The sequence below is a fragment of the Azospirillum sp. B2RO_4 genome (assembly GCF_051124815.1).
Classification (GTDB): domain Bacteria; phylum Pseudomonadota; class Alphaproteobacteria; order Azospirillales; family Azospirillaceae; genus Azospirillum.
Genome location: NZ_CP118491.1, coordinates 123,425 through 142,614, shown reverse-complemented (window position 1 = coordinate 142,614; position 19,190 = coordinate 123,425). Strand labels below are relative to the sequence as shown.

Annotated in this window: 14 protein-coding genes; 11 read left to right on the top strand and 3 right to left on the bottom strand. The window is 60.9% G+C overall.

The features are described from left to right. Window positions 1–209 precede the first annotated feature (209 nt). The 3 genes from PWS46_RS28985 (at window position 210) to PWS46_RS28975 (ending at window position 3,131) form a co-directional block, all read left to right on the top strand. Window positions 210–1,595: a type II toxin-antitoxin system HipA family toxin gene (locus PWS46_RS28985; RefSeq protein ID WP_434625634.1), complete on the top strand. Its 1,386-nt coding sequence runs from the start codon at window positions 210–212 to the stop codon at window positions 1,593–1,595. After that, window positions 1,582–1,893, top strand: coding sequence for a helix-turn-helix domain-containing protein (locus PWS46_RS28980; protein WP_434625632.1), 312 nt, complete (start codon window positions 1,582–1,584; stop codon window positions 1,891–1,893). The genes PWS46_RS28985 and PWS46_RS28980 overlap by 14 nt, the downstream gene beginning before the upstream one ends. A 140-nt stretch (window positions 1,894–2,033) precedes the next feature. Continuing rightward, a complete protein-coding gene (locus PWS46_RS28975; RefSeq protein WP_434625630.1) occupies window positions 2,034–3,131 on the top strand; it encodes a 3-oxoacyl-ACP synthase III family protein in 1,098 nt (365 codons plus the stop codon). 50 nt (window positions 3,132–3,181) lie between these two features. On the opposite strand, the gene PWS46_RS28970 is transcribed toward PWS46_RS28975, so the two are convergent. After that, window positions 3,182–3,964, bottom strand: a complete 783-nt coding sequence (locus PWS46_RS28970; protein ID WP_434625628.1) for a class I SAM-dependent methyltransferase — start codon at window positions 3,962–3,964, stop codon at window positions 3,182–3,184. Window positions 3,965–4,192: 228 nt separating this feature from the next. On the opposite strand from PWS46_RS28970, the gene PWS46_RS28965 reads away from it, so the two are divergent. The 6 genes from PWS46_RS28965 (at window position 4,193) to PWS46_RS28940 (ending at window position 11,509) form a co-directional block, all read left to right on the top strand. Beyond that, window positions 4,193–4,819, top strand: a complete 627-nt coding sequence (locus tag PWS46_RS28965; protein WP_434625626.1) for an adenylyl-sulfate kinase — start codon at window positions 4,193–4,195, stop codon at window positions 4,817–4,819. 183 nt (window positions 4,820–5,002) lie between these two features. Continuing rightward, window positions 5,003–7,384 (top strand): PEP-utilizing enzyme, encoded by a 2,382-nt coding sequence (locus PWS46_RS28960; protein WP_434625625.1) that lies wholly within the window; start codon window positions 5,003–5,005, stop codon window positions 7,382–7,384. 25 nt (window positions 7,385–7,409) lie between these two features. Then, window positions 7,410–8,015 (top strand): gamma-glutamyl-gamma-aminobutyrate hydrolase family protein, encoded by a 606-nt coding sequence (locus PWS46_RS28955; protein ID WP_434625623.1) that lies wholly within the window; start codon window positions 7,410–7,412, stop codon window positions 8,013–8,015. Between the two features lie 44 nt (window positions 8,016–8,059). Further along, window positions 8,060–8,755, top strand: a complete 696-nt coding sequence (locus tag PWS46_RS28950) for an NTP transferase domain-containing protein (RefSeq protein ID WP_434625621.1) — start codon at window positions 8,060–8,062, stop codon at window positions 8,753–8,755. 127 nt (window positions 8,756–8,882) lie between these two features. Continuing rightward, window positions 8,883–10,064 (top strand): class I SAM-dependent methyltransferase, encoded by a 1,182-nt coding sequence (locus PWS46_RS28945; RefSeq protein ID WP_434625619.1) that lies wholly within the window; start codon window positions 8,883–8,885, stop codon window positions 10,062–10,064. Between the two features lie 212 nt (window positions 10,065–10,276). Further along, entirely contained in the window at window positions 10,277–11,509 is a 1,233-nt protein-coding gene (locus tag PWS46_RS28940) for a tetratricopeptide repeat protein (RefSeq protein WP_434625617.1), read from the top strand. A gap of 41 nt (window positions 11,510–11,550) precedes the next feature. Here PWS46_RS28940 and PWS46_RS28935 read toward each other — a convergent pair whose 3' ends face one another. Together PWS46_RS28935 and PWS46_RS28930 are read right to left on the bottom strand one after the other, a co-directional pair. Further along, complete coding sequence (locus PWS46_RS28935; protein ID WP_434625616.1) at window positions 11,551–12,618, bottom strand: TylF/MycF/NovP-related O-methyltransferase; 1,068 nt, start codon at window positions 12,616–12,618, stop codon at window positions 11,551–11,553. 199 nt (window positions 12,619–12,817) lie between these two features. Next, a complete protein-coding gene (locus tag PWS46_RS28930; RefSeq protein WP_434625614.1) occupies window positions 12,818–15,175 on the bottom strand; it encodes an HAD family hydrolase in 2,358 nt (785 codons plus the stop codon). 408 nt (window positions 15,176–15,583) lie between these two features. On the opposite strand from PWS46_RS28930, the gene asnB reads away from it, so the two are divergent. Together asnB and PWS46_RS28920 are read left to right on the top strand one after the other, a co-directional pair. After that, on the top strand, window positions 15,584–17,392 hold the full coding sequence (gene asnB / locus PWS46_RS28925) for an asparagine synthase (glutamine-hydrolyzing) (RefSeq protein WP_434625612.1): 1,809 nt from the start codon (window positions 15,584–15,586) through the stop codon (window positions 17,390–17,392). Beyond that, complete coding sequence (locus PWS46_RS28920; protein ID WP_434625611.1) at window positions 17,389–19,146, top strand: glycosyltransferase; 1,758 nt, start codon at window positions 17,389–17,391, stop codon at window positions 19,144–19,146. Before asnB ends, PWS46_RS28920 begins: the two co-directional genes overlap by 4 nt. Window positions 19,147–19,190 lie beyond the last annotated feature (44 nt).

The following is a 19,190-nucleotide window of genomic DNA, read 5'->3' as shown; positions in this document are numbered from 1 at the left end:
GATGCGGACCATAGCACGACCGCCGACCGACATCAGCGCGTCCGGGGCTGCGGCCTTTTGGTGCGGGACGCCTGCGTCCGTCCTTGTCTGGGAACGACGGCACCGCTGATGCCGGTCCATAGAGAAACGTACCATTGTAATGGTGTTCTATTGGGGATACCCTTCAGAAACACTCCACTTGGATGGAATATTTTGTGAGAGAAGCGGCCATGGGCGACGGTGCAAGCCTGACTCTCCAGATCCATCAGCACGGTGCCTGGCACGATGCCGCCGACTTGGCGGTCGCCGATATCCGGTCCGGGATCCACTCGTCCACCCGGCTCGAGTACGACCCTTTCTATTTCATCACCTTCGGCAATGCGGACCTTGCCGCCGGCCGGCCGGTGACCGACTGGCGGGCGGTGTCGGTGCGCGACCGGGTCGATATGGCGGCGCATCGCCGGGACCATTGGCCGCCCTTCCTGCTCGACCTGCTGCCCCAGGGCCATGCCCGCCGCCGTCTGGCGGACGAGATGGGGTTCGATCCCGATGACGAGAGCTTCGCCTTCCCGCTTCTGCTGCGCGGGGCGGGGAGCCCCATCGGCAACATCCGCGTCAAACAGGCTTATGAGGCCGAGCGGGAGCGCTTGAGCGGTGAAACGGTGGCCGGCGTGACGCTGGACGAGGTCTTCGACCGCTCCCCCGCTTTCCAGGACATGGCCGGCCGCTTCGCCCTGATCGCTTCGGGGTCGAGCGGTGTCCAGGGAGAATGGCCGAAGCTGCTGCTGACGCGCAAGGATAACGGGCTGTGGTATCCCGACTCCCTGGTCGGGGATGACGAGGCCCGCGACCATGTCATCGTCAAGATGTCGCGGGCGAAGGGACCGGAGGACCGCCTGATCCTGGCTTGCGAGGCGCCCTATCTGGAGATCGCCCGCGGCTTCGGCCTGCGGGTCGGCCGTCCGCTGATCCATCGCGGCGACACGCTGGTGATCCCCCGCTTCGACCGCGCCGTGGTGGCGAACGGTGTGTTGGGTGGCGGCGTGACGCGGCTGGGCCAGGAAAGCCTGGTGTCCGCCGCCGGTGTCGCCGCCTTCGGCCACCAGACGACGCATGAGGCCTATATCGCCGTCCTCCATGCCGTCTGCACCGAACCGGCCGGGGAGATCGTCGAGTATGTGCTGCGCGACCTGCTGAACCGGGCGATGGGCGACACCGACAACCATGGCCGCAACACCGCCCTGCAGAAGCGCCCCGACGGCTGGATCGGCCTGACCCCGCGCTTCGACTTCGCGCCGATGGTGCTGGATCCGGGGGTGATCGCGCCATCGACCCGCTGGGAGTGCCTGCGCGGTGGCGGCTTCCCCATCCGGTTCGAGCGGATTTGCGAGGCCGTCGCCGCCGTCACCGGGGACGATGGGCTGGGCAGGCGGCTGGCCGGGGCGCTGTCGGCGAAGGCCGATGCGGTCGCCGCCTTGCCGGAGACGGCGCGTGCCCATGGGGTACCGGAGCCGGTGATCGCCCGCGCCTTCGCCGCCTGCGGCGAGCTTGCCGCCGCACTCGCGGCGCTGCCGGCAGGAGATTTTGGGAAAGGCCGGGCCGATGCCGCGCCGTAAGCCGCCCAGCCGAGTGGAGCTGTTCGAGGCACGCCATAGCCTGCTCCGGGCGGCGGAAGGGGGAGAACTGACCTGGGCCGAGGGGGTGCGCGGCATGCGTCGCTCCTTCGGCATGACCCAGGCGGAGTTTGGGCAGACCTTCGGCCTCACCACCCGGCAGGTCTCGCAGTTGGAGACCGGGGCCGCCAACCCGACGGTGGCGACGCTGGAACGGCTGGCCCGGCCCTTCGGGCTGACCGTCGGCCTGATCCCAAAGCCTGCCATCCCGGAGCCTTCCCGGAAGGAACCGGAGCGGTGACCATAGGACCGTGTGCCGCAATCAATCTTCCGGAAACCAATCCGGCGTCACTGTGCGCTATGGTGCGGGCTATGGTGCCGGCCACCGATCACCGAAGAGGCCCTTGCCGGGCCCTGGAACACGCGAAGGACAGGACTGCCATGAAAGCCATCATCGACGGCATCCGGATCGCCGGCCTGCGCGCGGTGGTGCCGCCCCAGCGCCATTCCTTCGTCGAGGATCCGGGCATGTTCACGGTGGAGGAGGCGAAGAAGCTGGCCGCCACCATCGGCGTGCAGGAACGCCGCGTGCTGCCGCCGCCCTATTGCGCATCCGACCTCTGCGTCGCCGCGGCGGAAGGGCTGATGCAGCAGCTGGACTGGGACCCGGCGACGGTGGAGGTGCTGGTCTTCGTCTCGCAGGACGCCGATTACGTGCTGCCGGCGACCGCCTGCATCATGCAGCACCGGCTGGGGCTGCCGACCAGTGCGGCGGCCTTCGACGTGCCGCTGGGCTGCTCGGGCTATGTCTACGGCCTGTGGATCGCGGCGAAGCTGCTGGGCGGGTCGACCGCCAAGCGGGCGCTGGTCCTGTGCGGCGACAACGCCACCCGCCACCTGCACCCGGAGGACCGCGCCACCCTGCCCTTGTTCGGCGATGCCGGATCGGCCACCGCGCTGGAGGTGGACGCGGCGGCCCCGCCGATTCCGGTGGTGATCGGCACCGACGGCGCCGGCGCCCCGCACATCTTCGTCAAGGCCGGCGGCAAGCGCCATTGCCTGATCCCGCCGGTCGGCACCGCCGGCCGGATCGCCGGCGGCGACGAGGCCGCCCAGCTGGAGCGCGATTCGCGCCTGACCCTGAACGGGGCGGAGGTGTTCTCCTTCACCCTGCGGGCCGTGCCGCCGCTGCTGCGCGAGGCGATGGAGCATGCCGGCACCGACGTCGACGGCGTCGACCGCTTCGTCCTGCACCAGGCCAACGCCTTCATGCTGGAGCATCTGCGCAAGCGCGTGAAGGCGCCGGCCGAGAAGTTCATCATCGACATGCAGGGCTTCGGCAACACCAGCTCCGCCTCCATCCCGCTGGCGGTCTGCCACAGCATGGGCGCCCAGCTGGCGGCCGGTCCGGTGAAGACGCTGATGGCCGGCTTCGGCGTCGGCTGGTCCTGGGGGGCGATGGTGGCGGAGCTGGGGCCGATGCCGGAGCCGCAGGTGGTGGATTTGCCGGAGGGCTATCCAGTGCTGGCGGTGGGGTGATCCTTGCCTTCATCAGGTGGGGATCGATGCCTCGGCCCTTTCACGCACCATCAAACCCGTCGCGCAACCCAGGCTCGCGTCAGATAGGTCGTCCTGACCAAGCGTTCGCCTTTCAGCACATCAGCGGCAAAGGCAAGGAAGTCTGCAAAACGTTCCGGACCAAGTTGGGCCTGCACATCGTTCACCGATCGCCATGCCCCTAGATAATGCTCAACCGACAAATCGGCCGTATGCCGCCCTTCCAAGTAGACGATGTCATCGAAATACGGGCAGGCCCACAGACGCTCGGTCAAGGTCGCGGTGATCCCTGACCTGCCGGATGAAACGCGCTTCATGTCCGGCGACATGTCGCGCAGACGTTCCTCAATCCGCACAAGCAGCGGATTGGCTTCGATCAAGCGGGGGTTCCAAAGAGCGACAAAGTGGCCGTCGGGGCGGAGCACGCGGTGGAATTCCCGTGTTGCCGTATCAAAATCGGCCCAGTGAAACGATGAAGCCATCGAGAGAAGATCAGCGGAGCTGTCGGCCAGGGTCGTCCGCTCGGCACTGCCATCGATCCAAAGGACTGGACCGTTGTCGGCGGCGGCGGCACCGTGGCTTCGCATTTCGGCATTGGGCTCTACTGCTATGACAGAGCGAAAACTGCGCCGTGCGAGCATGCGGGTCCAGATGCCCGTTCCGGCCCCCACATCGACCGCGTCGGCCTGCGATGGTGGCTTCCCAATCAGCCCGACGATCGCGGAAAGTACCGTCTCGCTATAGGCAGGCCGATACTGTGCGTAGTCTTTTGCCAATCCGGTGAAATCACCATGCTTTACGGTTTCAGTGCTCACTGAGTGCTCCACAGTATGATGTAGGCGTCCACAGCCTGTCTGCAACACATGGCACACATTCGACAGTCGGTGTTAATGACTGGTTTATGCCATACGATCATTGCCGGAGAGACCGAAATCGCCCATGGTACAAACCGCAGACAGACTGCCAATTCAAGGGTTGCCCGTGTGACCACCGAACAGCGTCGGGAGAAACTTCCACTTCGACAGGACACAGGACTCTCTCCGTTGCATTCCATCAGCCCAAAACAGTTCGACTCCCTCGTGGAAAAGCTGAGTGAGAACCAGTTTGTGCAGGATCGCACAGGAGTTGTAGTTTGGATCACCGGATTATCCGGTGCCGGGAAGACGACGGTCGCACACCGCCTTGTTCCCATGTTCGCTCGGGCGCAAAGGCCATGCGTCATATTGGATGGCGATGTCATACGAGACCTGTTGAGCAAAGAATTGCAGATTGCATTCGGGCATGACCGGGAGCAGCGGCTATGGCTGGCCCTGCTTTATGGAAGGCTGTGCCAAGCCGTTGCTGCGCGTGGGCTTGACGTGCTCTGCGCCACGGTTTCGATGTTCCATGAGGTGAGAAAGTGGAACCGGGTACAGATTCCCGGCTATCTGGAGGTCTACCTGCGCGTTCCCGTGGACGAGCTGCGCCGCCGTGATCCGAAAGGGCTTTATACCCGTTCAGCGGCCGGTCATGGTGCCGGCATGGTCGGGGTGGATGTCGTTGCCGAAGAGCCGCGCCACGCCGATCTGGTCGTCGATCATGCCCCTGACCGGACGCCGGACGATACAGCAGAGGAAATCTGGCGGCTAATCCACAACACCACTATGCCCCGGTCACTTTCCTCTCGCTGATTGCCCAGCCAATCACCCGACGCGTTGGCATTGGTTCCATTCGAAGTAAATGATCCTTAATGTTTAGGCTGGACCATTTCGTGGTGAAGAGTCGCTTCTCCGAGCAACTCCACCCCGCTACACGACATGGCCATGACAGAAATCGTATCCCGGACAATCATGGCCCATGCACGGGACCATACCTTGGCGGACCTGGAACGGGTGGTTGAGAACACGGCCGCATGTGAGCCAAACCGAATCGAGCAGGTGGCGGCACCATGGCGCGGCAAATCCAAGGCACAAACTTTGTTGGCCCTTGAAAGCCGTCTGTGCACCGCCGCGGTCCCGCCGCTTGAAGTCGTTTCCCTGGTGGACTGGTTGAACCAGCCAGGACGCGTTCTCTCCCGGCTGAAAGCCAGAAACTGGTCCTGCATGGCGGTTCGCTCCTCGGCGGCGCAAGAGGATGGAACCGAAAGCTCCATGGCCGGCGCTTTTCTCACCCGGCTGAACATCCGACCGGAGGAGCTTGCCGAAGCCTGCGGCCAAGTCGCTTGGGCAATGGCTGAGCATCCCGGCGACCATCAGTTCTTTGTCCAACCGATGGTCGAGGACGTGGTCATAGCCGGTGTAGCCTTCACTCATGACCCCAATGGTGGTGGCCCCTATTACGTCATCAACTACAGCGAGGGTGAGCGGACCGACGCCGTTACATCAGGTGACGCAGCCGGGCTGCAAGCCTGCTACATCCATCACGCGGCTCCTGCCGGTCCAGTCCCTCTGGCTGGGGTCGTCGCTCTTCTGCGGGAACTTGGCAGTCTGTTTTCCGAGATGGCGCTTGATGTTGAGTTTGCGGTCCGCCGCGATGGAGCGGTGGTGCTGCTTCAGGTCCGCCCTTTGGTCCTGCGGGTTTCGCAACCGGATCCGAAAGCTCATACCGCCTGGATGGAGCGGATTGCCGGTAGGGTTGCCGCAGGACAGGCCAGTCATCCCTTTCTGTTCGGCAAACGCACCGTCTATGGCGTGATGCCCGACTGGAACCCGGCCGAAATTATCGGCGTGCGGCCGCGCCCGCTCGCCTTGTCCCTTTACAAGGACCTCGTCACCGACGCCATCTGGGCCTACCAACGCGACAATTATGGCTACCGGAACTTGCGAAGTTTCCCGCTGCTCCAGAGCTTCGAGGGAATTCCGTTCATCGATGTCCGGGTGAGCTTCAATTCCTTTCTCCCGAAGGATCTACCGGATGATTTGGCCGAGCGCCTGACCGATCACTATTTGGACACGTTGGTCGCCCATCCGACATGGCATGACAAGGTCGAGTTCGACGTCGTTTTCAGCTGCTACAGCTTCGACCTGCCGGACAGGCTGGAACGTTTGATGGCGGCGGGCTTCACCCGGGCGGACACCGAAACGCTGGCCGACAGCCTGCGCCGTCTGACCCACCGGATCATCCATCATGGACAGGGGCTTTGGCGGCAGGACCGCGCCAAACTCGACATCCTGGCCGCCAAGCGCAAGACAATCCTGGAGAGTGGGCTTGGAGCGCCGGAAAAGATTTACTGGCTGTTGGAAGACTGCAAGCGTTACGGCACCCTGCCCTTTGCCGGGTTGGCACGAGCCGGCTTCATCGCGGTCCAACTCCTCCGCTCGCTGGTGGAGGCCGGCGTCTTTTCGGAAGACGAGCGCGACCAGTTCATGGGCTCCCTCGAAACCGTATCGAGCGAGATGAGCCGCGACTTCCGGCAGATGTCGAAAAGCGCCTTTCTGGCCCGCTATGGGCATTTGCGTCCAGGCACTTACGACATCACCTCTCCGCGTTATGATGCGGCGCCGGAACTTTACTTCGACTGGTCATCTCGGCAGGACCATCCGTCATCCTCGACCAAGTCATTTTCACTTACCTTGGACCAGTTCCGCCGGATTGAGGATTTGCTCGCCCGTCACGGATTGGAGGACAATCTGCTCGGTCTGTTCGACTTTCTCAAGGCGGCAATCGAGGGCCGGGAGTATGCAAAGTTTGTCTTCACCGCCAACTTGAGCGATGCGCTTGAGCTGTTTGCCGGCTGGGGTGAAGAAATGGGGTTCAGCCGTGAAGACTTGTCGTTCGCCGACATCGGCGTCGTTACCCGCATCGTTGGAGGCACCGACGATCCGTGCGACTTGCTCCTCCGCTCGATCACCGACGGCAAGGAGCGGCATTCCAGAACATCCTGCATCGTCTTGCCGCCGCTCATCACCTGTCCGGACCAGGTCTGGAGTTTCCATCTTCCACCCAGCGCCCCGAATTTCGTCACCCAGAAGCGGATCACGGCTCCGGTGACGCTTGCCGATGGTGGGCGGGAAGGGTTGCAGGGCCGGATCGTCCTAATTCCGGCAGCCGATCCCGGCTATGACTGGCTGTTCACCTGCAACATCGCCGGCTTCATCACGCAGTATGGCGGCCTCAACTCGCACATGGCAATCCGGGCGCAGGAGCTGGGGTTGCCGGCGGTCATCGGCTGCGGCGAGGCCCTCTACCGGAACTGGTCCAAAGCGCGCCGGCTGCAGATTGATGGCGTCGGCAAGCAGGTGACGGTTCTGATGTGAAGAAATGGGGACGGAAGGCAAAAAGATGATAAAGCCGTTTATTGGTCTCACCCAGAGAGTGGAGGAGGTGACAGGCTGGAACGAACGGCGGGATCAGCTGGACCAGAGTTGGGTCCACTTCGTTGCCGCTTTGGGCGGAGTGCCACTTCCTTTGCCGAACCACCTTGAAACGGTTAGGCTCCTGATTCCAAAACTGTCGGGCGTCATCCTGACTGGTGGTGGTGATCTGGCGGCTCTTGGAGGAACGGCACCGGAGCGGGACGCCGTCGAAGAGGAGTTGATCGGGCAGGCTGCCAGGAGCGCCTTGCCTCTGGTGGGGGTTTGCCGCGGTTTGCAGGCTCTGGTGCAGAGCGCCGGGGGGCAGATGGCGGATGTTCCCGGTCACATCGGCAGTGCGCATTGGATCGAGGGTTCATGGGGGGGGCGGCGGGTGAACAGCTTTCACCGCTATGGGATCGTCCAGATGCCGGAGCCTTGGGTCATCGAAGCATACAGTGCGGAGGACAACCTGATCGAGGCGATCCGCCATCCCACACTTCCAATGGCCGCAGTGATGTGGCATCCGGAACGGGTGGCTCCTTTCGATCCCCGGGACATCGCCCTGTTCCGCAACCTGCTGGCCCTGTCATGAAAGCCATTCTTCTTGCTGCCGGTCGCGGTTCTCGTCTGGGGACCATGACCGCCACCCATCCAAAATGTTTTGTCCAGCTCCACGGAAAACCTCTCGTGCAGTGGCAGGTCGAGGCGCTGAACGCAGCCGGGATCGGCGAGATCGGCATCGTGCGCGGCTATCTTGCCGACTTCTGGGACCGGCAAGGGCTGCCGGTATCCCGCTTCTTCACCAATGGCCGCTGGCAACGGACCAACATGGTCGCCTCGCTTGCCTGCGCGGGGGAGTGGTTGGCCGAAGCGCCTTGCCTAGTCAGCTATACGGACATCGTCTACGGTTCCGGGACGGTCCGCCGGCTGATGGCAGCACCTGGTGAAATTGCCATCACCTATGATCCGGACTGGCTCCGGCTATGGAGCCGACGCTTTGCCGATCCGTTGGATGACGCGGAAACATTCGGTGTCGACGCAGGCGGCCGGCTGATCACCATTGGCGCTCGCCCCAAGTCACTGGACGAGGTGCAGGGCCAATATATGGGGCTGCTGCGCATCACCCCGGCCGGTTGGAAGATGGTGGTGGGGTATGTCGCAGGTCTGTCGCCGGAGGACGCCGACCGGCTCGACATGACCGGATTGCTCTCCCGCCTGCTGAAGCTCGGCGTCGAGATCTATGCGGTGCCCGCCGCAGGTCCCTGGTGCGAGGTTGACCAGCAGAGCGACCTTGCCGTTGCCGAAAGCATTTTCGCCGTGGGTGAGGGCTGACGCTGGAGGGGATCGGACCTCACCCGCTGTGGAACTCAGCAAATTGCTTTGCTGAATTCCATGGCTCCTGACAATATTAACTTCATCTGCCCCGCCCAGGGGCACCATACTGCATCGAGTTCAGGAAATGACCGTACAAGATACTTCTGATCGTTACGAGTTCGGGAAAAACTGGAAGCGGTATGTGGATTTGCACTTTAGTGAAGAGAAAATCGAGATTTCCCGTCAGCATATGTTGAGCTTCCTTGGGCGTTCCAATCTCTCCGGCATGCGGATGCTCGATATCGGCTCCGGCAGTGGCCTGCATTCTCTCGCGGCGTGGCGATCGGGCGTCCGCGAAATTGTGAGTTTTGACTACGACCCCAACTCGGTGGAGACGACCCGATTGCTCCACGAGAAGGTTGGCAAACCTTCGAACTGGACAATCCAGCAGGGTAGCGTTCTAAACAAGGAATTTATGAACTCCCTAGGAAAGTTCGACTTTGTGTATTCATGGGGCGTCCTTCACCATACCGGAAGCCAATGGAATGCCATTAATAACGCTATAGATGCTGTTTCTGACGATGGGGTATTCTATATTGCCCTATATGATAGTGACGTTTATGTGAACCCGGGCCCAAAGTACTGGCTCGATATAAAAAAGCAATACAACAGCGCTGGTAAGGTGAGGCGTTATGTTATGGAAATTGAATATATTAAGGATATAGTTTGTGGGAAAAGTATAAAGAACATGGCAAAAATATTCAGCATAATGGCTGAATACAAAAAAAGCCGTGGCATGAACCTTTACACAGATGTTCGGGATTGGCTTGGCGGCTGGCCTATGGAGTTCACGCGTATTTCTGAAGTCGTTGATGTTTTTTGCAAAGAAAACAATTTTCATCTACAAAATATATCGACAGGAGAGGCAAACACCGAATACGTTTTCAGCCGTGGAACCTGTGCGCCGGATCATGACTTGGCAAAACTATTCAAGGTTCCAGCCAGCATTGCGGACATCGATCTCTCCCGCCCGGTCGCCCTTTGGGGCTTGGGTATGCTTGGAGAATCCCTGCTGGATCTTCTGCTGCAGCAGGGAGCGCGCATTCCTGCACTCGTCGACAAGAGGCGCACGGGCAGTCTGAAGGGAATTGAGATTGTATCGCCGGACGTATTCTTGGAAACTGCGGATCGTAGCATGCCGGTGATTACCGCCAGTGTCTATTTCTCTCAAATCCTTCACCCGCTGGTCTCCAGAGGATTCCAGGACATATACCACGCTCATCCAATGATGGTGGACAAATACAGAAAAAATAACGGTGTTTACTAGAACAATCCTTTGGCGAAGAGTGACGGCAGAACAGGATGCTCTCCGTACGGCTGATGGTTGTGTTTTTCTTCGGCGCCTACCTGCCGCCGCAAGAGCAATTCCATTGAGCAGCATCTCGATTCCTGATTTAGTCGTTCTCTTGGTTTTTATCGCCGCGACGTTGAACAACAACTGCTTGGGCCGAGTTCATGAGAGATGTCACTGCAGTGCCGATGACGTCTGAGGCCATTGAGCAATGGCGCACCCGCATCCGGCTCGACACGGAGGTCAATTACCTTTACTGCATGGGGCTAGCCCTGGAGCGGACGGGGGAACTGAAGAACGCCGAAGACCTGTTCCGGCGAGCTGTGGAGCGAGATAGGAGTTTTGCCGGGGCACGAGCGGAGTGGATCCGCCTGCTCCGGCAGCGTGGCGATCTGGTTCAGGCGGAACAACTGGAGAAGGAAGGACTGAGCCTTGATAGGGACTTCCCGTTGGCGGCCTGTCTCGACCGGTTGCGCGATTGGGCAGCGACCTCCACAGAACTTCAGTCTCTGCTGCCCAGTATCCACCAAGTTATAAATGCCGCTGTCACGCCGGACGTGCGACGACGCGGGCGGGAAGCGCTGCGTGATGTCCTAACGGCCATGGCTTACCAAGCCGAGCAGCAGAAGGATGACGAAACCGCCGCCATGCGGCTGGAGGAGGCTATAGCTCTCGCCATTGAGCCATTGTCTCCATTGCTGACGCAATTGGCTCAGGTGCGTCGTCGGCAGGGACATCATGCCGCAGCGGCTGAGGCAATCCACCAAGCATGGACAAGGCTCCATACGGATGGCAACAGCCAGGATCCACAAGCCGTTGGGATGCTGGCGCTTATCATGCTGCGCAACACCCTGAGGCTGGACGAAGCGCTGGTGATTTGCGATGCGCTTTTGCGCGAATCGCCGGACAATTCGAACCTGATCGTGCACAAAGGGTTGCTGCTGGTGGCGAACCACAGGATCCCCGAAGCTGTTTCGATGCTGCACGCGGCCTGTTCGGGTGCGCCGACCAATCCGCTCCTTCAGACCTACCTCTCCATCAGCTTGGCGGCCGGAGGCGATGCGAATGCCGCTTTGGCCGCCGCGACCCGGGCGGTAGAGCTCGACCGTAGCAAAGCGGCGGGGCTGCAGGCGCTGGGGACGGCGCTGGCCTTGACCGGACGACCGTCTCAGGGGTTGGAAATGATCATCCATGGCAACAACTTGGAACCCGCGACAGACTGGGGGAAGACCACGGAGGCGGTGGCGCGCTGGTTGGGCAACGATCCTGATGGCGCCCGGCGTGCTGTGGCGGAATCCCTCACCATTCCCTTCCCGATGGGGCATGGCCACAATGTTGGCTTCTTGTTGCGGTTGCGACCCTATGCCGAGGAGTATCTGACGGCTGTCTACCGCGATCTGGGCGTCATGCTTCCCGCGTGAGCCCTGGATCATCTGTGAACAGGGAAAACTGCTTCCGAGGGTCAGGAGGGGCGTTTGATGATGAACGCTCCTCCGGTGGACAGGTTGACGATCGGCTCCGGCTTGTCCGCTAGGACCTCATCGAAGGCGGCGGTCGCTCCAGGACAGCTGCGGAAGCCGTAATCATCACAGATCATCAAGCCGCCGGGGACGAGCCTTTCATAGAAGAAAGCAGTGCTGTCCTTGGTGGGCTGGTACAGATCGACATCGATATGGACCAGTACGAAGCGGCGGTCATCCACATCGGGGAAGCGGTCGGGCACCCAGCCGGCATGCAGATGAACGAAGGGGAATTCCGCTAGATTGCGCCGCACCAAGTCTTCCCCAGCGCTCAATACCCCTTCCTGCCAATAATCGCCATCCTTCTCGCCGGGTTGGGACAGACCTGCGAACGAATCGAAGAGATGCAGCGATCGCGGCATGCCGCTTCGGACGATCCTGTCGGCCATGAACCAGGATGTGGCACCTGTATAACAGCCAACTTCCGCCATGTCCCCGTGCAGTCTGTCCACAAGCTGGGCCATTTGCCAGACCGCATATTTGCGGTCCATCGTGTTGCTGTGGTCGGGGAAGAAGCGCCGGAACGCGGCATGGAACTCCGCGTCTTTTTCCAGTTGTCGTCCATGATCGGGCAGAATGAAGCCGGGGGCGATCAGGGATGCGGCCGATGACAGGATCGTGTGCTGCTGCACATCCGTGAGTTCCGCCATCGTGGACGTCGACAGTATCATCGACTGAAGCGCTGCAGAGGGACTCGGAGGAGTGGTCAGCACCTGATAGAAGCGGCCATTGCTTGCAGGAGGAGTGCCGTCGCTTGAGGAGAAGAACAGCATCCCTTCCCAGTGTGAATAGCGCCCGCCGCCGGAGCCCCGGATATCGCTGTGCAAGGAATGTGCAGGACCAATTTCGCGTCCATTCTCGAACAGCCGCAAGACGGAAGCCTGTGGTTCCGCCATATGATCGCCCCGACCTGCCCATGACGGCAGGATCGCCGTGGCGCACCTGCCCTCTTCCGTCCGGATATCCGCAAGGGCGATGAGACGGGCTGCCGTATCGATGAGAGCGGTCATTGGGGAACGTAAATCCGATCCTGTGTGCGCGGGCTTGGGGCTGGACCGCAAGGTACGCAGAGTCAGCAACACCCCCAACAGGCTAACATCATGCATCCAGCCGACCAACAGGCCAGCCGATATGCCAGCTTGTGATCGTTCGTGTGCGGATTGCATGTCGTGCGTCCTTCCTGCGGCTCCAAAATGATTGGAATGCCGCTCACCGGACCCCGTCGTCGCCGATCCGCCCCAAAGCGATCAGGCACGGCAGGGGACGCCCATCGGCTGCCGCATGATGACGCATCAGTGCGGCAAGGCGTTCGGCATAGCCCAGGGTCGCCAACACCAGAGGCAAGGACAGGGCGGGCATCTCAGACAGACGCCGCACCGGAACGCCATGGAACAGGGGAATCGGTACGAGGTGGTCCATCAGATCGGCATAGGCCACCGGCTCCAGCCCTGCCTCGCGGACGCACCGGATAAAGTCGGGCCCCATGCCGCCGTCCCCCCCCACCGCCAGAATGGCGAAATCGCGGATCCCCATTCCCTGCAACCGCTCTACCAAGGCGCGGCAAACCGGACCATGCCCTCCTTCCAGCCCAAGGAAATCGGCTCGGCGCTGAAGAATTCCAGGTTCCACAAGGGTCAAGGCTCCTGATGGCCATGGGGCCAAGGCCGGACGCAGCCCCATCGCCAGAGACATGACCGGCCCCTCTGCCATCTGTATCAGCGGCCGAACCGCAGCCAGTGCGGTCGCATCGCAGATAACACGCTCTCCCTCGGTGCCATCATTCTGGTCATAGGCGAAGTTGCCCAGGAAACTGGCTTCAAAAGTGGTTGGCCGCAGCAGCGCAGCAGTCAGGGGCAGCAGAGCCGCCTCACCTTCGACCGTCACTGCCGGTCCCTGGGCGGAATAGACAGCGGCCATCAGTTCGGCATACCGGCGGATCCCTTGTCGCAGGAGGGACAGGCGACGCGCTTCCTCGCCTTTAGCCGGGGGATCGGCCAGAATCGGCATCGCTCTGCCGTCCTTGTTCCATTGGTGGCCAAGGGTGGTGCCCTCCAGCCCGGTCAGGACCCGTTCCAGGATTTGCGGGCTGCGGTATAGAACCCGGCCGAGAGCCATCCCTGTGCGACCCGATCCGCTGAAAACCTGCAGACGGATGCCGTCCGCGAGGACCGCAGCGACATCGGCAACGGCATAAGCCAGAAAAACCCGGCACCGACGTCGCCCTTCCGGCAGCAGATGGACCAGGGCTCTAGGGGTGCTGGCCCGAGCTCCCAAATCCACCAGTGCGACCGGTTCCTCTTTTCCCAGCACATCGGTCATGTGGTCCAGCAACAGCGTCCGGGTCTCGGTAGCCAAACGGGCGGCACGGTTTCGCAACTCCGGATCATCGAACAGGGAGAGCGCCATATCTGCCGAGCTGCCGGTTTCGGTCGTCTGGGCCAGGAGCTGTTCCAGCGTTAGCCCGGCCAGGGGCTGCAATTCCGCCGGAACTTTTCCGCCCGCGCTGGTCAACAGCCGGTCCCAGGACAAGTGGGGGCGCTCTCCTAAAACGCGGCGGGCGACAGCGGCATCCAGCTGCGCCAGTTCCAACGGCATCAATGCCTGACGGGATACATACAAAGGCTCCACCGTAATGGCGTAGCCGCGATGGGCGATCCAGCTGCGCATTAGCGGAACGAACAGGGTGGCTTCGCGCATCAGCGGAGCGATGCGCTGAATTCCCTGAATCCTGCATTGTTCGACGACCCAGCGGCAATATTCCGCCACCGCCGGCCCGAGAACCAGGCTGCCGAACTCCAGGGCGAATGCCTCTTCCGGACTGTCCTCCCTTCCGGCAAGCGCCGCCAGCCGACGAACGGGCAGGCCCGCTTCTGCCGTAGCCAAGCCGGTCATGCTGCGTTCGCGTTCGCGCAGCCGTGCCAAGCCAGGGCTTGGAACATAATGTATCGCCTGCAGTCCGGCTGCCCGTGCCATCGCCACATCCCCAACCGGATCGTCTCCCACGTGCAGGATGCGGGCGGGAGGGATAACCGGATGATCGGCCAGCAGCCGCCGGAACAGGCCCCCCTCCGTCTTGGAACAGCCCACGGTCCCGGAGACGTAGAGACGCTGGAACAGGGTGTCGGGAATCCCGGCTCCGGCCAGCAGCCGTACCAAGTCGTCCGCCGGCAAGTACATATCGGACAAGAGGACCACCGGTACGCCGGCCGTCTTAAGGCCAGCCAGCACCGGTTTCAGCAGTGGATTGGCGAAGATCTGCTCGGCCTCCACCATCAATTCCAATGCGGCCAGGGATGCCGGATCATCCGAATTGAGTTCGGCATGAATGGCGTTCAATTCCACCTCTCCGCCGCGAACCTTGCTCCGCGCGCGGCGCTCGGCTTCTTGTCGGGCTAGGCGGAAGAGATGGGGAGGCAGATGGGAGTCGACCAGTCCGCTCGCAGCAGCCCGTTCACCCACCCGTTCGAACAAGTCCGCCGGCTGCTCTATCCGGCGCAGCAACAGCGTATCGAAAACATCGAACGAGACCAGCAGGGGATCGCGCTCAAGAAGGCTGGACAGATTCATTCGGAATGGCCGGACTTGTTTGCTGGAGGTTTGGTTGCCGACCGCCATCCAAGCATGAGAGATCGGGTGATGACACCTGTTTCGTCCGCATGCGTCGGCGCTGCTGGCTACGCAGATTGTTGAGGCGGCGCCCCTAACCGGTCGAGGCAGACGCTTGAGAAGCCTTTCAGGGGCGGCTAATCTTTTGAGAGTCGGAGTTGGAAGAAACAGTGTCGTCGGACATAGGACCTTGGTCGAGGATTCGAAGATTTGAGGCCGGCCGTAAGTCCGTTGTCCGGGCAGGCGGCATCTTGTGTATCGGGCATGGAGCAGGACAGGCACGGCGACCGATTGGACAGCCGCGCCCGGCTTCTCGGCGCCATCCCGATATATCGCCTGTTTCGCGTTGTATAAGGGGAGCGTTGTCGAATGTGTGGGATTGCTGGGCTTCTGGACCTCTCAGGTCGCCACGCTCCTGAACGCAGCCAGAACATCGTCCAGAAGATGCTTGGTGCGATCCAGCACCGGGGACCCGATGATTCGGGCTTATGGACCAGTCCGGACGGACGCTGTGTTCTGGGACACCGGCGGCTCAGCATCATCGATCTGTCTGCGGCGGGTCATCAACCGATGATCGCCGGCGATTCTTCGTATGCGCTCACATTCAACGGTGAGATCTATAATTATCAAGAGCTTCGTGACGAACTGTCCGAACGGGGAGACGTGTTTTCCGGGCAGTCTGACACCGAGGTTCTCCTTACAGGTCTGGTTCGACATGGCCTGGATTTCGTAAAAAAAATTGATGGAATGTTTGCATTCGCTCTCTACAGCTCAATAAAAAAAGAGATAATTCTTTCTCGTGATTTCTTTGGCGAGAAGCCTCTATATTACACATTTTTAAATGGTTATTTTGCTTTTTGCTCCGAGCTGCATGCTTTTGAACATTTGCCGGACTTCAAGCCCCTTATATCTCGCCAGGCCATCGCTCAATTCCTACAGTTCCAGTATGTTCCGGCTCCAGGCACCTTTTACAAGGGGTGCCGCAAATTGCCCCCGGCTCATAGCATGACGGTATCGGCTGATGGGCAATCCGTGCTGAGCCGGTATTATGCGTTCGTTGCCGGAGACCGGGTACAGGACGACCGGTCGCTTGATGACCGCGCTGACGAGTTGGAAGAGCTGCTGCTCCGCAGCTTGAAGCGCCGCCTTATCAGTGATGTGCCGCTTGGCGCTTTCCTGTCGGGGGGCGTTGACTCCTCCACAGTCGCGGCTCTGATCACGCGCCGGCTCGGGCGTTCAATCAAGACCTTTTCCATGGGTTTCGTCGATGCGGCCGACAGCGAGCATCAGGAGGCCCGTGCCATCGCCGAGTATCTTGGCAGCGAGCATCATGAGAGGTTGTTGCCTTTGCCCGCTCCGGAAGAGGTTGCCCGAATCGCCGCCAATCTCGATGAACCAAATGCCGACAGTTCCTGTCTGCCGACATTCCTTCTTTCACAATTCGCCCGCACCCATGTCACCGTCGCGCTGTCGGGGGATGGCGGCGACGAGATGTTCGGCGGATATCAGCGTTACTTCGACTGTATCGATGCGTCCGAGCAGAACAGGGAGCGGATCGCGGCAGGAAGCTGGCATATCGGGCAAGACTATTATGCTGGACGGCTGCTGATTTTCCCCGATCGCGACCTGCGTGCCCTGTTGGGAGAGGATCCCGATCCTGTGTCGCCCTATGTGTGGGAGCTGAGGCACCAGATCGACGTTGACAAGCGGCCGCTCCTGTCCGTGCTTCGCGAACAGGACGCAAACAATTACATGCCTGGCGCCGTGCTGGCCAAGGTCGACCGTATGAGCATGCGCCACGGGTTGGAGGTTCGCACCCCTTTCCTGTCGCCAGAGGTTGGGCGGTTCGCCCAATCCCTGCCGATGCAAAGCTTGGCAGAAGGACGGGTCGGGAAGCTTGTCCTTCGTCATCTTGGAGCCCGGTATTTGCCGCGGGAATGGTTGATGCGCCCCAAGAAGGGCTTCGGTTTGCCGGTTGCGGGTTGGGGAGAGCGGGGACTGCGGCCTCATATCGAATCACTGCTGCTAAAAGATGATTGTCGCCTGTCCGCCTGGATTCCACCCGAAAGGCTGCGGAGTTACTGGGAAAAGAACAGCGAAAGGGTATCTTTCTATCAGCTCTGGTCTCTGGCCATTCTGGAGCACTGGCTGCGCCTTCATGATGGGAAACCAGTATGAACGGCCTTCTCAGTGGCAAGGACCTCGAGGCCGTTTACGCCGAGCTTCTGTTGGGGCGGGCAAAGCTGGTGGGATGGGGGTGTATCGCGCCATTTCCCTACTATTTCCTGACCAGTCCTCTGGTTCCTGAAATCATGATCGACGCCGATCCCGGAAAATGGGGACGGAGATTCTGCGGACTGCCCACCTTATGCCCTGATGCTTTGGCGGAAATGGACACGCAGGATACGATCATTATGGTCTATCCCATCTATTCACCGGAAGCCGTTGAGCAGATTCTAAGCCGGATCGCCCAATATGGTCCTTTCCGGGCCATAGCTCCGTTTCATGCTCCCGACCATCTTCCTCTTCTTTCCTCGGTTTTGGAGCATTCCAGACACGCTTTGGTGCGGGACGACGACCGGCTGCGCAAAGCGGTCGAAAGGACCGACCGGCTGGCACTTGTGTCGGCACAGGGGTTGGCGGATGCGATCCGGTCTGCCCGCAAGGTCAGCCGGTTCAAGGGGGCGGCCACACCGAAGCGGGCTCGGCTGTTCATCGGCCGGCTTCAGCCCGGCGGGGCTGAACGGCAACTAACCTATCTTGCCCGTGGCTTGGCGGCATCCGGTTGGGACAGCGCCGTCCAGACCTTCTCCCCGCCCCTGCCGGGCGCGGAAAGCTACCTGATGGGAGCGACTGGTTTCCTGCATCAGATTCTACCGTCGGCCCGGGAGTTCCTGTCACCGGAAGAAACGCTCGATGGTCTTCCCCTCGAACTTGCCCCGATCGGTTCTGTCCTGCGCCTTCTGCCGCTGGAACTGATACATTATGTAGCAATTGCATATTGGAGCTTGATGAGAGAGCGTCCTCTCTTGGTTGTAAGCTATCTTGATGTCATCAACGTCGCAGTCGGGATTGCTGCCCTTCTTGCCGGCGTTCCGCATATCTTGATTTCCGGGCGCAATCTCAACCCAACCCATTTTCCAAACCATTATGCGTCTACACAGGCATGGCTGAAGCCTTGCTATGAAGCCTTGCTGTGCTTTCCGGAGTTGCATCTCAGCGCCAACAGCGCCGCTGGTGCCAACAGTTATTGCCAATGGTTGGATTTGCCGGAAAATAGAGTATCCACGGTCCCCAATGGCCTGCTTGACGGAATGCTGCCTCCCATGGATCGGGCCGCGCGGAGTCGGCTGCGCGAGCAGTTGCGAATCCCGATAGAGGCTCCGTTGATCGTTGGTGTTTTTCGTCTTTCCGACGAAAAAAGACCGTTGCTGTTCGTAGAAACGGCTAGTCTCCTGCTGGAGGAATTTCCACAAGCCCATGTGATTCTCGTCGGAGATGGTCCACGGCGTGCCGATGTGGCTGCCGCCATTCGGGAATTGAAGGGAGCCGCTCGTTTTCACATGGTCGGCTCCCGGTCTGATGCCACCGACTTTCTCGGAGCCGCCGACTTGGTCTTGCACACCGCCTGGGCCGAAGGGCATCCAAATGTGCTGATGGAAGCACAGTTGCTGGAGCGGCCGATTGTGTGTACCGCTTCGCATGGAACCGCGGAGTGTCTCTATACCTCCTCTGTCATTCGTGTAGAGGACACGGCCGATCCTGCCCTGTTGGCACGATCGGCCGCCGCCATTCTGCTTGATGCCGCTGAAGCGGCAAGAGCCGCATCCCCTGCTCGGGCTTGGCTTCTCAACCGCTTTTCCATTGCGCGATTGGTGACGAACAGCTTGAAGGCCGCCGGCGTCCCGCAGACCAATGTCATGGAGGTTTGAACCGGTTCACCTGCCCTGGGAGTGGAAGGCAATCCACGAGCAGG

What these genes read in the sequence shown, in the direction of transcription:
- PWS46_RS28985 (WP_434625634.1), top strand. Translation starts at nt 210, where the DNA reads ATGGGCGACGGTGCAAGCCTGACTCTCCAGATCCATCAGCACGGTGCC.
- PWS46_RS28975 (WP_434625630.1), top strand. Translation starts at nt 2,034, where the DNA reads ATGAAAGCCATCATCGACGGCATCCGGATCGCCGGCCTGCGCGCGGTG.
- PWS46_RS28935 (WP_434625616.1), bottom strand. Translation starts at nt 12,618, where the DNA reads ATGACCGCTCTCATCGATACGGCAGCCCGTCTCATCGCCCTTGCGGAT.
- PWS46_RS28930 (WP_434625614.1), bottom strand. Translation starts at nt 15,175, where the DNA reads ATGAATCTGTCCAGCCTTCTTGAGCGCGATCCCCTGCTGGTCTCGTTC.
- PWS46_RS28940 (WP_434625617.1), top strand. Translation starts at nt 10,277, where the DNA reads ATGACGTCTGAGGCCATTGAGCAATGGCGCACCCGCATCCGGCTCGAC.
- PWS46_RS28980 (WP_434625632.1), top strand. Translation starts at nt 1,582, where the DNA reads ATGCCGCGCCGTAAGCCGCCCAGCCGAGTGGAGCTGTTCGAGGCACGC.
- asnB (WP_434625612.1), top strand. Translation starts at nt 15,584, where the DNA reads ATGTGTGGGATTGCTGGGCTTCTGGACCTCTCAGGTCGCCACGCTCCT.
- PWS46_RS28945 (WP_434625619.1), top strand. Translation starts at nt 8,883, where the DNA reads ATGACCGTACAAGATACTTCTGATCGTTACGAGTTCGGGAAAAACTGG.
- PWS46_RS28920 (WP_434625611.1), top strand. Translation starts at nt 17,389, where the DNA reads ATGAACGGCCTTCTCAGTGGCAAGGACCTCGAGGCCGTTTACGCCGAG.
- PWS46_RS28950 (WP_434625621.1), top strand. Translation starts at nt 8,060, where the DNA reads ATGACCGCCACCCATCCAAAATGTTTTGTCCAGCTCCACGGAAAACCT.
- PWS46_RS28955 (WP_434625623.1), top strand. Translation starts at nt 7,410, where the DNA reads ATGATAAAGCCGTTTATTGGTCTCACCCAGAGAGTGGAGGAGGTGACA.